Source organism: Chloroflexota bacterium (assembly GCA_009840355.1).
Taxonomy (GTDB): Bacteria; Chloroflexota; Dehalococcoidia; order Lucifugimonadales; family JADFKI01; genus Bin90.
This window is the reverse complement of record VXNZ01000009.1, coordinates 47,412-61,662: the sequence shown is the minus strand read 5'-3', so window position 1 is coordinate 61,662 and position 14,251 is coordinate 47,412. Positions and strand designations below refer to the sequence as shown.

The following is a 14,251-nucleotide window of genomic DNA, read 5'->3' as shown; positions in this document are numbered from 1 at the left end:
GAATATCTTGTCCTAGCGTCGAACAGTGCCTCCGGGATTGCTCACCGAGCTCGCTCGGCCCATTAATGTATAAGCCCAAGAAGATGGCAGTCTTTTCCAACGCTTCTTGCCGACGGCAGCCACAAGTCTTTGGTTGTAACCGGATAGCGATGTGAACAAATACACATCAACTCCAAGTTCTGACAGATCCTGTATCAGTTCGACGTAGTCCCCGTCGTTTGAAATCAGCGCCAGCGTAGTGTGGCTTGGATCTTGGCCGCAGTCGCTCTTTGCCTGTTCAACGATCTCCCCATCCAAGTCGTGATCGTCCTCAAAGACACGCCAGCCGAGTTCGATAAGTCCATTCGTCGCATCGGGTTGATTTGGGCTCGCGAAAGCCTTGAAGAGTTGGAAGGAAGCTCTCTTGAGCGGGCGTCTGATCTCCCAGCGTATTGAGGAATCAATGTGAGGGACCTGAAGGGCTGATGCAGAGTAGTTCTGAAAGTCCCACATGACTACGAGCCTGTCCCTATTCTTGTTGGATGTGTGCACAGGCTTTCTCCTTTGGAAGAAACTCGGAGTAATATCATTGTCCATGGCAATGGAATAGATCGCGGCTAGGGAGTCCGCATCCGGTGTTGTAGCGCCGGTTTCCCAGCGGGAGAGCGTGTTAGCAGGCACTCCAATGAGTTCAGCCATCTTTGTCTGTGTCAAGTTCATACGCTTGCGCAACCTGACAATACTGTCAGGTCTGAATTGGTACTTCCCTAGTCTCGCTGGCGCCATTCTGTTCACCCATCCCCGAATGTCTGATTCTATGTAAGGCTAGCAGGGGTTGATGCATTAGTCAACAGATATGTAGAACATTGCATATCTGTTGATTCAGGATGATTTCGTTGGGAATCCCCAGCACGCGAAGTCATTGGGGCACCCTGCTTGCAATGCTACACGTCCAACTTGACGCACAGGGTGAAAGTTCTCGACTTAGTGAAGTGTGGTGGAGCTGAGGGGACTTGAACCCCTTACCTCCTGCTTGCAAAGCAGGCGCTCTCCCGGATGAGCTACAGCCCCACGCTAGGAGTTGTCAGTGGACAGTTATAAGTATTCAGTAATAAGCGGGCAGTGTGGAGTTGCGCTAAGGAACGCGCTGATGACTGACGGCTGAAAACTGATGACTAATAACGGGCAAAATAATAGGGCTGGTCTTTGACTTCAACCGGCCCTAGAACGCGCTCTCGCAAGAGCGCCTTAACCGCTGGATAGTGGAAACGAACAGTAGTTTAGCAAAGTTTGTGTTTTTGCAAATGGTTGTACAGTAGGTTGTCTCAGGGAGGTATTACGGGTTTCGAGGAACTCCCCTCATTGCTGAGGTCCGGCTCTACTCTCTGCCTTTGGCATCTCGCCTACTGACCGACCTAGGATTTTCCGTCCGTGCGGCGTATGCCACAGGTAGGAATCTCCCTAGAAAGGAGGTGATCCAGCCGCACCTTCCGGTACAGCTACCTTGTTACGACTTAGTCCCAGTCACCAGTCCCACCCTCGGCGCCTGCCTCCTTGCGGTTAGCCCAGCGACTTCAAGTGTTACCGACTTCCATGACTTGACGGGCGGTGTGTACAATCCCCGGGAACGTATTCACCGCAGTGTGCTGACCTGCGATTACTAGCGACTCCGCGTTCATGCAGGCGAGTTTCAGCCTGCAATTCCAACTGGGGCCAGATTTGTGGGATTAGCTCCGGCTCGCGCCATCGCGACCCTCTGTTCTGACCATTGTAGCGTGTGTGTAGCCCTGGGCGTAAGAGCCGTGCCGACTTGACCTCGTCCCCACCTTCCTCTCCCCTTTTAGGAGCAGTCTCGCTAGACATAGTAACTAACGACGAGGGTTGCGCTCGTTGCGGGACTTAACCCAACACCTCACGGCACGAGCTGACGACAGCCATGCAACATCTGTGCACTTGTCTCGAAAGAAGACCCGCTTTCACGGGCTGGCAAATGCATGTCAAGCCCAGGTAAGGTTCTTCGCTTATCATCGAATTAAACCACACGCTCCGCCGCTTGTGCGGGGACCCGTCAATTCCTTTGAGTTTTAGCCTTGCGGCCGTACTCCCCAGGCGGGATACTTATCGCGTTAGCTCCGACACAGGAGGGGTCGATACCCCCTATATCTAGTATCCATCGTTTAGGGCGTGGACTACCCGGGTATCTAATCCGGTTTGCTCCCCACGCTTTCGTGTCTCAGCGTCAGGTACAGCCCAGAAAGCCGCCTTCGCCTCTGGTGTTCCTCCGGGTATCTACGCATTCCACCACTACTCCCGGAATTCCGCTTTCCTCTGCTGCCCTCGAGCTTGCCAGTTTCCCATGACCGCTCCCAGTTGAGCCGGGAGATTTCACATGAGACTTAACATGCCGCCTACACACCCTTTACGCCCAGTAAATCCGGACAACGCTTGCATCCTACGTATTACCGCGGCTGCTGGCACGTAGTTAGCCGATGCTTATTCCTGTGGTACCGTCCTATCTCTTCCCACAGAAAAGGGGTTTACAACCCTAAAGCCTTCTTCCCCCACGCGGTGTCGCTGCGTCAGGCTTTCGCCCATTGCGCAAGATTCCCTGCTGCTGCCTCCCGTAGGAGTGGGGGCCGTGTCTCAGTCCCCCTCTGACCGATCATGCTCTCACATCGGTTACCCGTCTTAGGCTTGGTGGGCCATTACCCCGCCAACTACCTGATAGGCCGCAAGCTCCTCCCAGAGCGGTCGAAACCTTTCTTCATACAGCCGTAACCATATGAACGTACGGGGTATTAGGCCGGATTTCTCCGGATTATCCCCCTCTCCGGGGCAGATCACTTACGTGTTACTCAGCCGTCTGCCACTAGCGCCGGGGCCGAAGCCCCATTGCCCGTTCGACTTGCATGCATTAAGCGCACCGCCAGCGTTCGTCCTGAGCCAGGATCAAACTCTAAACGTTTGTGTGTTCACTTCCACTATCCAGTTGTTAAGGTGCTTCCGCGATTGCGGTAAAAGATAGATTACACTAGCATCTATCCCTTGTCAACGATTTGTTAACCCGTTTTTGGACTTTTCCCGAAATCCACCCGCTCATTGCGCCGCGGTTGCTGTGCCATCAGGCCCGCACATCATATGAAATCCAAGAGTTCGCCAAAGTGTTCGTCGATATGCAATCGCTTCGACACAGCGCGGACTACGACCCTGACGCCACTTTCCACAAGTCCAAGGTTGTCCATGACATCACTGACGCGGAAGACCTCATCAATCTCTTCAACAGCGTGCCGCGCAGAGACCGCCGCGCCTTCGCTATCTATGTGCTACTGGACATCAGAAGAAGCGGCTAGGCTTCCAGCTCCGCCAGAATGCCGCGCACATAATTGACGCTACGCCTGTCCTTGTACAGCTGGTCGCCGGTGTTCGTGCCCTCCAGGGCGAAGTAGCCGTCGTAGCCGGCCTCGACCATTGCGGAAATGGCGAAGCGATAGTCTATATCGCCGTCCGGCAGGGGGACGCGGATGTAGTAGGAGTGGTCAAGCTCCGGCACATGCACGCGATTCAGCGACTTGCAGTGCCAGTACTTGGAGTGCGCCGCCAGCGCGCTTATGCACTGCTCCATTGTCTCTTCAGGCTCGTCGTAGTTCCATAGCACGTTGCCGAGGTCCGGGTTGGCGTGGACGAATGGGCTGTCGGCAAGTTCCAGCAGGTGCAGTGTTGACCAACTGTTGTCCGCGATGGAATGCTGGTGCACCTCGATGGTGATGTCGATGCCGTTGTCGCCCGCCATAGCGCCAACTTCGCGTAGCGCCTTTGCCGTGCGGATAAAGTCTTCCTGCGATGCCATCTGGCTGGAGCCGTGAGACTCCGGCGCGCCGGAAGGTCCCGTGTCGAGCATGCGGTTCTGCGGCGGACCGCTGAGCGCCGTGTTCACGATGTCCGCGCCCAGCGCAGATGCCACCTCCACCGACTTCTCCAGCCGCTTGCGGTTGTGCGCGGCAGTTTGCGGATAGCACAGCGCGCCGCCCGCGCGAATGGCTACGCAAGGCGTGCCATTGTCGTCAAGTCGCTTTTTCACCTCATTGACTCTGCTCTCATCAACCTCAAGCCCGCCGTTGGACGATCCGGACAAAAAGTTGTCCAGCCCAAGCTCGATGCCGTCGAAGCCGATGTCGCGCACCTTGCCGAGGTAGTCGGACAGCGCGCGCTCATCGGGCAGCGACCACGCCGCGCCCGCCTCGAACGGGTAATATGTGCTGCGCCGGAATGCGTATGCGATTTTCATAGTTAATTCCCTCCTAAATCTATCTCAAACTACATCGATTTCGCGCTGTGTATCAATTGCGCGTCAACGGCTACTCGGCATCTTTCAATAGCGGATCATCATCGCCTGCCCCGTTGTTATTGCCGTTGCGCAACTCTCGCTCGTACGCGCGCCCCTTCTCGAAGTCTATCTCAATGCCTTGCTGTATCAACGCCTTCTCGCGCTTTATCCGGTGCTCTTCCAACTTTCGTTCAACCCAGTTGGATATAATAGACTCAATACCCCGGCTTCCAGTAAATCTCTATTCTTTCTTGCCATCCGCACTAGGAGATTCGTCGGAGCCATAACCGTTAGCTTCTTCAGCAATTCGCTCGCGCTCAAGGGTGCGTCCTATCTCAATGCCCTCCTCACGCCCCACCTCAATGCCTTCCTCACGTCCTATCTCGATGCCCTCTTTGCGCCCTTGTTCAATCAACGCCTGCGCGCGCTTTTGCTCGCGCTCCTCCAGTTTTCTCTCCACCCAGTTGGATATGACCATAGTAAGCCGTCCTCCCTCTGCGAATATGTACGATGTAGATGCGGATAGAATCGGGATAACTCCGGCTCTCCACAAGACATTCATCAGTGTTTCAGTAGGGCTGTCTCGCGTTACAACTGCCGTTTCATACCAGACTACCAGAGATACGCCGGTGACGAACTGGACTGTGAACAGCGCGAAGTACGCTGTCAACCATCCCTCGGAGACGCTCCATACGGACGCTCGTCTTGGTCTTTCACCCTCACCTCTTTCGCTTGCCGCCAATTGCGCTACCCCTCCAGCCCAAACGCCCCCACCGCCATATCTACGATATATCGGCTAATCGTCAGCGAAGAAGTGGCGCCGGGGGATGGCGCGCTTAGCACATGGATCGCGTTTTCCGTCTCGGATATGGCGAAGTCTTGCAGCAAGTTACCGTTGCTATCGACCGCCTGCGCACGCACGCCTGCGCCCGGCTCGCTGAGGTCGTCCATCTCTATCGACGGCACGAGCGTCTGCAGCGATGTCAGGAACAGCGACTTTCGCAACGAGCGATGCTGCTCATCTATGCCGCTTTTCCAGTGCGTCAGCGACATCTTCCAGAAACCGGGATATGTCAGCGTCTCGAACGCCTCGCCCAGATTGAAGCTCGTCTTCGTGTAGCCCTCGCGCGCGAATGCGAGCACCGCGTTGGGGCCCGCTTCCACGCCGCCGGTGATGCGCTTGGTGAAATGCACGCCGAGGAACGGCAAGCTAGGGTCGGGCACAGGGTATATCAGGCTGCGCACGAGATACTGGCGCTCCGGCTTGATGGAAAAATACTCGCCGCGGAACGGGATAATGCGCAGCCCCGGCTCTGCGCCCGTCATCCGCGCCACCTTGTCGGCTTGCAGCCCCGCGCAGTTGATGATATGCCGCGCCGTAATATCGCCGCGCGATGTTTCGAGATACATCTGCCCGTCTCGTCGCGTGATGCCGTGCACTGCCGTGTTCAGCATCAGGTCGCCGCCGTTCTCGCCAAACTCGATGGCGTAAGCCTGCGATACCTTCTTGAAGTCGATGATGCCCGTGTTTGGCGAGAATATCGCTTGCACTCCGGCGGCATACGGCTCAAGCTCGGCGAGGCGCTCCGGACCAATCATCTCCAGCCCCTCCGCGCCGTTCGCCGTGCCGCGCTCGAACAGGTCTTGCAGTCGCGGCACTTCCTCATCCGTGATGGCTACGATGACCTTGCCGCACATCTCGTATTCGATGCCGCGCTCGTCGCAGAACTGGCGCAGCAGCCTGCCGCCGGTCGAGCAGAAATTCGCCTTCTGCGAGCCTGGCGCGTAGTAGATGCCCGCGTGGATGACGCCGCTGTTGTGCCCGGTCTGGTGCTGCGCGACCTCGCCGTCCTTCTCCAGCACGACTATCTTGTAGCGCGGGTATTCCTCCGCCAGCCGCATAGCCGTCGCAAGCCCAATAATGCCCGCGCCAATTACCGCAATGTCATAACTATTCTGAAAGCTCATAATCTCTCCTGTAGCACATTCCCGCGATGTTTAGCGATTGTAACATAGCCGCGTATCTTGTCCCGTATCATCCTGCATATCCTGTCTATCAATGTAAGTTCCTCCGCAAGTTCCACATTGTCCATCGTCGTGATAGTCTAATCATAGTTGGTACACGAAATAGGAAAGGGACAAAGAAATGGCAGCGCAAGCGCAATACTCGGCAATCATCGTTGGCGGCGGGCACAACGGGCTAGTCGCCGCGAACTACCTCGCGCGGCAGGGCAACAGCGTATTGGTGCTGGAACGCCGCGACTTCGTTGGCGGCGCGTGCATCACGGAAGAACTGTTCCCCGGATTCCGGGTCTCAAGTTGCTCGTACATCTGCCACATGCTGCAGGAGAAAGTCATCAACGACCTAGAACTCCGTAAGCATGGGCTTGAGATATACGAGATGGACCCCGTGAGCTTCAGCCCTTTGCCAGGAGGCAATCATATTATGCGCTGGCACGACGACGAGCGCACCGCGGAGAGCATCGCGCGCATATCCCCGGCGGACGGCGCGCGCTACCACGAATGGGTGGCGTTCTGGGAGCGGGCAGGCGGCATCATCCTGCGTTACTTCCTGACGGACCCGCCCACGCTGGCGGAGATCGCCGCCGATGTGCGCGGCACGCCCGACGAACCTATCTTCGAGCGCATGCTCACCGGCAGCATGAAGGACCTCGTGGAAGAACACTTCGAGTCGCCGCTGGTGCGAGCCAGCTTCATAGACGCGCAGGACGCGGGCGATGTGCGAGCGCCCGGCAGCATCATGGCAGTCGGCTACATTCGTAGCGACATTCTTACGCCTGATGAGAACTTCGGCATTCCGAAGGGCGGCATGGGCGCAATCACGCAGGCGATGGCGCGCTCCGCAGAGGCGCACGGCGTGGAAATCCGCCTGAACACCGAAGTGCGGCAGATACTTACGACCAACGGCAGAGCAAACGGCGTTCTACTCGCCGACGGCGAGCGCATCCACGCGGACGCCGTGCTGTCCAATGCCGACCCCAAGCGCACATTCCTGTCACTCATGGACACAGACGATGTGCCGTCTCCGCTGCTGAACGACATCCGCCGCGCCAAGACGAATACGGGATTCCTCAAGTTTCACGCCGCATTGGACGAGCTGCCGGACTTCTCGGCGTACCTTGGGCAGGACTACGACCCTAAGGCGCTGGCGTACACTCGCATCTGCCCTTCGGTCGAATACTTCGAGCGAAGTTGGGATGACGTCAAGTCGGGCAGGCCGTCCGGTAGCCCAATAATGTTCGTCCAGATTCCGACAGTTTATGACGACACGCTCACTCCGCCCGGCAAGCATGTGATGTCCGTCTGGTCGATGTACGCGCCGGTCCGGTTGCGCGAGGGCACTTGGCAGGAAGCGCGCCACGCCGTAGGCGAGCACCTAATCGACACGATAGCGCAGTACGCGCCGAACTTCCGCGATGTGCTGCTAGACTGGGAACTCTTCACGCCGGTGGAACTCGAAGAGCGCGTAGGCTTGACCGACGGCAACATCCGCCACTTGGACATCACCTCGCAGCAAATGTTCGCGGGGCGTGGGAGCCGCAGTATCTCAGGCTACCGCACGCCGATAGAAGGGCTATACATCTGCGGCGCCGGCGCCCATCCCGGCGGCGAAGTAACCGGCGCTCCCGGCCACAACGCCGCACGCACCGTCCTGCGTGACTGGGAGCAAGTAACATAACCCATAAGTGTGCCGGCGTGATGTGCGCTAGAATGAGATTAGCGGCGCGGTTGATTTACCCTACCAATATGAGCCAAGCAGGTGGACGCGATGGGCAAGAAATTTGAAGTGAAGATGGACGCCTCGGGGCGCGTGTGCATTCCGAAAGATGTCCGCAAGCAGCTTGGGCTGAAGCCGGGCGTCAAGGTAGCAATCGAAGCCGATGTCAAAGGCGATACCATCGTCCTGCATCCGTCCCGTGAGCGGCCCAGGCTGGTTAACAAGGACGGCGTACTGGTGCATCGCTGGGATGTGTTCGACGACTGGCTGGGAGAAGAATACGATGACGCCAAGTTGATGAGGGATGAGGACGGAGAAGTAAAGGCGCTACGCGATGACGATGGCGAAGTGCTTGACCCGTTCAGAGACGCAATCAAATGGGGGCGTGAGGCGTACAGCATACATGTGATGGGGGGAATGAATTGGCGAACGGACTATTGAGAACATTGCTGGACACTTCTGTCGTTGTGCCGGCACTGCTTGAAACTCACCCTTCGCACACCGCAGCCTCGGATTGGCTCCATAGAGCGGAAATCGGCGAAATAGACGGGATTGTAAGTTCCCATACTCTGTCCGAAGTGTACAAGGTTATAACGGGAATGAACCGACGTCCGCGATATACCGCATCTCAAGTAATGAGGATAATCTCCGACAGAGTGCTGCCATTCTTCGACATCATAACGCTTGAAGCAGACGAACATATCGCTGCGATGGAACAACTCGTTCGCTTGGACATCACCGGCGGTACAATCTACGACGGTCTCATCGCCCACGCAGCCGTGAAAGGCAATGCAGAGCAACTTGTAACCTTCAACGAATCCGACTTTCGCAGGGTAAGCGCCGGCCTGCCCCTGCAAATCATAGTTCCGTAGCACGACAAGCAAATTACCATATCGGAGCGTTTCAATGACCACCACCGACATTAATTTCATGACCGCCGTCGAGCTTTCGCAGCGCATTCGCAGCGGAGATCTGTCCTGCGTAGAGGTGATGCAGGCGCATATCGCGCAGATTGACCGCGTGAATCCGCAGGTCAACGCTATCGTTACCTATCATCCCGACACGGCGCTTGAGGGCGCGAAATCTGCCGATGCTGCGCTGAGTCGCGGCGACGATGTGGGCGTATTGCACGGCTTGCCGGTGGCGCACAAGGACCTCGCCGACACCGCCGGAGTGCGTACCACATACGGCTCGCCCATCTACGCCGGCCACATCCCGGAGCAGGACGCGCTGATGGTCGAACGTCTGAAGCAAGCGGGCGCGATCTCCGTCGGCAAGACGAACACGCCCGAGTTCGGCGCAGGCTCGCAGACATTCAATGAAGTCTTCGGCACGACGCTCAACCCATACGACCTGACCAAGACTTGCGGCGGCAGCAGCGGCGGTGCGGCGGTCGCGCTGTCGTGCGGCATGGTCGCCATCGCGGACGGCAGCGACCTCGGCGGTTCCTTGCGCAACCCGTCGAACTTCTGCAACATCGTCGGATTTCGCACCTCCGTCGGTCGCGTTCCGGTCTGGCCATCCGCCATGCCTTGGACATTGCTATCGGTGCAGGGACCGATGGCGCGCACCGTGCAGGACACCGCCCTAATGCTCAGCGCCATCGCCGGTCCGGACGCGCGCTGCCCTGTCGCCCTGACAGACGAAGGCGATTCCTTCAACCCGCTGACACACTCGCTAGAGCGCGACTTCGAGGGCGTGCGAATCGCGTGGAGCAGTGATATGAACGGGCTGCCCGTTGACCCGCGCATCCTGAGCGTCATCGAGAGCCAGCGCGGAGTTTTCGGCGAGCTTGGCTGCGACATAGATGAAGCGTGCCCCGATTTCAGCGATGCCAACGAGGTATTCATGACTATGCGCGCGGCGAGCATGGCGGCAAGCCGCGCCGAACTGCTGCGCACGCACCGCGACCAAATGAAAGACACGGTCATCTGGAACATCGAGCAAGGCATGAAGCTGACCGCCGCCGAGATTGGCGCCGCCGAAATCAAGCGCGCAGCCCTGTACGAGCGCGTCCGTAAGTTCATGGAGACCTACGAATTTATGGTATTCCCGGTCAGCCAGCACCCGCCGTTCGATGTTACGCAGCCGTACCTGACGGAAGTCGCCGGCGTGCAGATGGACACTTACATCGACTGGATGCGATCCTGCTACTACATAACCGCCACCGGGCATCCCGCCATCTCCGTGCCTTGCGGCTTCACTGACGAAGGCTTGCCCGTCGGCATCCAAATCGTAGGTCGGCACCAAAGCGAATTCTCCGTCTTGCAACTCGCCTACGCCTTCCAGCAGGCGACCGGCTTCTGGAAACAGAGACCGGCGATTGCCGCCTAACCTTTGAAATCCCTTAACCCTCTAGGCGAAGGTTAGGATAGGAGACCCACGAAAGGATGCCAGACGCGCATGCCAGAGTTCGTCCAACTGCTGATTGAAGACCCGTTCAGGCAGCCCCTTCTACTCATCGGGACAATCTTGTTCTGGGGCGGCGTGATAGCGTTCCTGCTGGCGCTGTTCCATATTGGCACTATACGGCGGGCGTTTGGACTTTGGGCGCTTGCGCTATTACTCGCAGTCGCGCATGCTTGTACAGCCTGAAGATGCTATCGAGCGCACGGTTTACATCCACATCCCGCAACCAATGGTAATCATCTATATTTATGAGGAACTGACATGACAACCATCCTTTGCTACGAAGATAGCTACATCCGTGAGTTCGATGCTACGGTCATTGATGCCGCGCCGAAGGGCGTTGTGCTAGACAGCACTGCGTTTTATCCGGGCGGTGGCGGGCAGCCCGCGGATAGCGGCATGCTCTCATCAGGCGATGCTTATTATGCGGTCAAGAAGCTGTCTCGGCAGTCCGGCAAGCTTGTTCACGAGATAGACGGCGAACTGCCGGCGGTCGGCGCGAGCGTTCACGGCACGCTCGACTGGGATAGGCGCTACCTGCTGATGCGCACACACACCGCGCTGCACATCCTGTGCGGCGTCGTCTGGCGCGATTACGGCGCGCAAGTTACCGGCGGCAACATGCAGCCGGGCAGCGCGCGCATGGACTTCGAGCTGGAGAACATGTCCGTCGATTTCGCGGAACGCATGGAGACGCTGGTGAACGAAGAAGTGCAGGCGGCGCGTCCTATCGAAGTCGCGACGCTGCCCCGCGAAGAAGCCTTCAGCATCCCCGACCTCATCCGCACGAAGATAAACCTGCTGCCGCCCGCAATCACCGAAGTACGGACGGTCAACATCACCGGGCTGGACTTGCAGGCAGACGGCGGCACGCATGTCGCCAACACCGGCGAAGTCGGCATCATCAAGGTTGTGGGACACGAAAGCAAGGGACGCATCAACAAGCGCCTGCGCATACGCCTGGATGCGTGAAGCCGCCTGCCAAAACCAACCCTGATGGCAGGTTTTTCCGTCCAATCATCGTTGGATTTTTCCTAGAACTTAGTCAATTTCCTGATAGAATTAAGACCGTAGGCGCTGCACAGAACGCCGATATTCCATCAGGGAGTCATTAACATGACCGACCTCACTCGATATCCGGAGCTTGTCATCAAGCAGCAGATTGAACAAATGGAGATTTTCACGCCGTTCGAGACTGCCAATCGCTATGGCGTCTATACCGCCGGCGGCACGCAGCTTATGCATGCCTACGAAGAGTCGGGAGGCATCAGCCGACAGTTCGCGGGTTCCCGTCGCGCACTATCCATCCATGTCGTGGAAGGCGACGGCGCGCCGGTCTTGCATGCAAGCCGCGACTTCTTCTGGTTTCGCTCGCATTTGCGGGTCGATGCCGGCGGCAGGCGTATAGGCGCCCTGAACCGCGTATTCGGACTTGGCCGCAAGTTAGCGCTTGTGGACTCAAATGAACGGGAAATTACGCGGCTAACCAGCGGACTCTTTCGCCCACACACTTTCATCGCCAACAATGCAGGTGGTGGCGAAGTAGCGCGTGTGACCAAGCAGTGGAGCGGGTTCGGCAGAGAGATGTTCACCGACGCCGACACTTTCGTCGTGCAGTTCACGGATGGCAGCGCCGACAACGACTTCCGCCTGCTGATGCTTGCCTCGGCGTTCGCTATCGACCTCGACTTCTTCGAGAATCAAAGCTAACGCGGCGTCTTATCGAGCGCCCCTCAGACGGGGATCGAGCGTGTCGCGCAGGGCGTCGCCTACGAAGTTGAACGCCAGCACCACCAGGAATATCGTTATGCCCGGCGTGAATGTCAGCCACGGCGCCTGATCGACGACCTCGAAGGCGTGGCGCAGCATGCCGCCCCATGTAGGTGTCGGCGGCTTGACCCCGACGCCGAGGAAGCTCAGCGACGCCTCCAGCAGTATCGCGGCGCCGAACGCGATTGACGCCTGTACTATGACCGGCGCGAGGCTGTTGGGTATCAGGTGCGAAGATATGATGCGAACTGGGCTTGCCCCCAGAGCGACTGCGGCTATCACGTAGTCGCGCTCCTTCACTGACAGCACCTGCGCGCGTATGAGACGCGCGACAGCCGGCGTGAAGACAAGCCCAATCACCAGAATGATGTTTCGCATTGCTCCCCCGGTGATTGCCACCAGCACAAGCGCAAACACGATGTTTGGGAATGCCGCCAGCGCGTCCATTATCCGCATGAGTATCTCATCCGTCCATCTGCCCGCCCAGCCGGAGATAGTACCGATGACGATGCCCGCCACGACCGCGATTCCCACACCGGCACCGCCGATGACCAGCGACACACGCGCGCCGTAGATGAGCCGCGCGAGCTGGTCGCGCCCCAATCTATCCGCGCCCAGCCAATATTCCGCGCTAGGGTCCTGCAGGCTGTCTCGCGGGTTTATCTTGATGGGGTCATGCAGCGCCAGAATCGGCGAGAACACAGCCGCGATGACGGCGATTCCGAGCACCGCTAACCCGAACTTGGCGAGGCGCACGCTCACCAGCTCGCGCAGCGTCTGTAGGAAGCGGCTTCTGTTGACCCAGCTTAGTTCCTGCTGGGCAAGCTCGTTATCTGCCGCTTCAGCCAGCTCTTGTTCTCTCATAAGTACAACCTGCCGCCTGCCCGTTCACCTTCTATCCCACTTTTGTAGCCGCCACACTCTGAATTGAAGCCTCTTGAAACGGTCACTCATACCTGATACGCGGGTCCAAGAATGCATAGGAAATGTCCGCGATAAGATTGGCGACAAGTACGCCCAGTGTAAGAATCATCAGCCCCATCTGCACTACCAGGAAGTCCTTTGCTATCACTGCGTCCACGATGAACTTGCCGATGCCCGGAAGGAAGAAGACCGTCTCCGTCACCACTGTGCCGCCGACCAGCGTTCCGAGCTGCAATGTGGAGAGAGTTATCACCGGGAGCAGCGAGTTCTTCATCGCATGCAGCAGCACGACCCGCCGCTCCATCAACCCCTTGGCGCGCGCAGTGCGGATGTAGTCCTCGCGCATCACTTCCAGCAGACCGGCGCGCATCTGGCGCATCGTTACAGCTGACAGCGCCGTGCCAAGCGTAATCGTGGGCATAAGCATCCTGCGTGCCCACTCGATAGGGCTGTCTAGGTAGCTGACATATCCGCCGGTAGGCAGCCAGCCCAGCCACACTCCGAAGAAGATAATCATCAGCATGCCAAGCCAGAAGTTGGGCAGTGCGATGCCCGACACCGCGAAGCTAGTCACGGCTATGTCCCCTATGGAGTTGCGTCTGAGCGCGGAAATCACGCCCATGGGAATGCCTATCAGCAGCGACAGAAGCCACGAAAGCCCAGCGAGCTGCACGGTGAAGCTTAGGCGGCTGCGTATCTGTGGAAACACATCCTGGCCGCTCAGAAGCGATGTTCCCCAGTCGCCTCGCACCAGACCCCAAGCCCAGTTGAAATACTGCGTTGTGAGCGGCTTGTCCAGCCCGTATCGCTTTTCAATCGCGGCGAGGACATCGGGATCGACAAAGCCCGTCTCGTCCACGGCGGCGAGCAGTCGCGCAGGGTCGCCCGGCAGCACCCTTACCGTGGCGAACACGATGATGCTGATCAGCACCAGCACCGGAATGAGATTGATCGCTCTACGCAGCAGGTAACGCTGCATACCCTGTTCCTCTCAACCCGTTCGTTGTGGCGACTCTTTAGGTTCCGTTCGTGGTGAGCTTGTCGAACCACGAGAGCGCAAGCTTGCGAACTAGCCCTTCGACACGCTCAGGGCGAACGGGTATATC

Annotated in this window: 13 protein-coding genes, 1 tRNA gene and 1 rRNA gene; 7 read left to right on the top strand and 8 right to left on the bottom strand. The window is 58.0% G+C overall.

Features of this window, described 5'->3' with window-relative positions; all coding sequences use genetic code 11:
• Window positions 1-12: 12 nt before the first annotated feature.
• The 6 genes from F4X57_01875 to lhgO form a co-directional block, all read right to left on the bottom strand.
• A complete protein-coding gene (locus tag F4X57_01875; GenBank protein ID MYC05921.1) occupies window positions 13-765 on the bottom strand; it encodes a helix-turn-helix domain-containing protein in 753 nt (250 codons plus the stop codon).
• 209 nt (window positions 766-974) lie between these two features.
• Window positions 975-1,050: transfer RNA gene (locus F4X57_01870), tRNA-Ala, on the bottom strand.
• Between the two features lie 391 nt (window positions 1,051-1,441).
• A 16S ribosomal RNA gene (locus F4X57_01865) occupies window positions 1,442-2,940 on the bottom strand.
• 385 nt (window positions 2,941-3,325) lie between these two features.
• Window positions 3,326-4,264, bottom strand: coding sequence for a sugar phosphate isomerase/epimerase (locus F4X57_01860; GenBank protein MYC05920.1), 939 nt, complete (start codon window positions 4,262-4,264; stop codon window positions 3,326-3,328).
• A gap of 280 nt (window positions 4,265-4,544) precedes the next feature.
• Window positions 4,545-4,973: a hypothetical protein gene (locus tag F4X57_01855; GenBank protein ID MYC05919.1), complete on the bottom strand. Its 429-nt coding sequence runs from the start codon at window positions 4,971-4,973 to the stop codon at window positions 4,545-4,547.
• A gap of 77 nt (window positions 4,974-5,050) precedes the next feature.
• Window positions 5,051-6,271: an L-2-hydroxyglutarate oxidase gene (gene lhgO, locus F4X57_01850; GenBank protein ID MYC05918.1), complete on the bottom strand. Its 1,221-nt coding sequence runs from the start codon at window positions 6,269-6,271 to the stop codon at window positions 5,051-5,053.
• Between the two features lie 178 nt (window positions 6,272-6,449).
• Here lhgO and F4X57_01845 point away from each other — a divergent pair, with 178 nt between their 5' ends.
• The 7 genes from F4X57_01845 (at window position 6,450) to F4X57_01815 (ending at window position 12,161) form a co-directional block, all read left to right on the top strand.
• Window positions 6,450-8,003: an NAD(P)/FAD-dependent oxidoreductase gene (locus F4X57_01845; protein MYC05917.1), complete on the top strand. Its 1,554-nt coding sequence runs from the start codon at window positions 6,450-6,452 to the stop codon at window positions 8,001-8,003.
• Between the two features lie 90 nt (window positions 8,004-8,093).
• Window positions 8,094-8,483: an AbrB/MazE/SpoVT family DNA-binding domain-containing protein gene (locus tag F4X57_01840; protein ID MYC05916.1), complete on the top strand. Its 390-nt coding sequence runs from the start codon at window positions 8,094-8,096 to the stop codon at window positions 8,481-8,483.
• Complete coding sequence (locus tag F4X57_01835; protein ID MYC05915.1) at window positions 8,465-8,914, top strand: type II toxin-antitoxin system VapC family toxin; 450 nt, start codon at window positions 8,465-8,467, stop codon at window positions 8,912-8,914. Before F4X57_01840 ends, F4X57_01835 begins: the two co-directional genes overlap by 19 nt.
• Before the next feature lie 34 nt (window positions 8,915-8,948).
• The gene (locus F4X57_01830) at window positions 8,949-10,376 is read left to right on the top strand and encodes an amidase (GenBank protein MYC05914.1); all 1,428 of its coding nucleotides are present in this window, start codon (window positions 8,949-8,951) and stop codon (window positions 10,374-10,376) included.
• 69 nt (window positions 10,377-10,445) lie between these two features.
• A complete protein-coding gene (locus tag F4X57_01825; protein MYC05913.1) occupies window positions 10,446-10,637 on the top strand; it encodes a hypothetical protein in 192 nt (63 codons plus the stop codon).
• 75 nt (window positions 10,638-10,712) lie between these two features.
• On the top strand, window positions 10,713-11,423 hold the full coding sequence (locus F4X57_01820; GenBank protein MYC05912.1) for an alanyl-tRNA editing protein: 711 nt from the start codon (window positions 10,713-10,715) through the stop codon (window positions 11,421-11,423).
• 144 nt (window positions 11,424-11,567) lie between these two features.
• Window positions 11,568-12,161, top strand: a complete 594-nt coding sequence (locus F4X57_01815; GenBank protein MYC05911.1) for a hypothetical protein — start codon at window positions 11,568-11,570, stop codon at window positions 12,159-12,161.
• A 9-nt stretch (window positions 12,162-12,170) separates the two neighbouring features.
• On the opposite strand, the gene F4X57_01810 is transcribed toward F4X57_01815, so the two are convergent.
• Window positions 12,171-13,085: an ABC transporter permease gene (locus tag F4X57_01810; GenBank protein MYC05910.1), complete on the bottom strand. Its 915-nt coding sequence runs from the start codon at window positions 13,083-13,085 to the stop codon at window positions 12,171-12,173.
• A gap of 82 nt (window positions 13,086-13,167) precedes the next feature.
• Window positions 13,168-14,124 carry an ABC transporter permease gene (locus tag F4X57_01805; GenBank protein MYC05909.1) on the bottom strand — a complete coding sequence of 319 codons (957 nt, stop codon included), beginning with the start codon at window positions 14,122-14,124 and terminating at the stop codon, window positions 13,168-13,170.
• Between the last annotated feature and the right edge of the window lie 127 nt (window positions 14,125-14,251).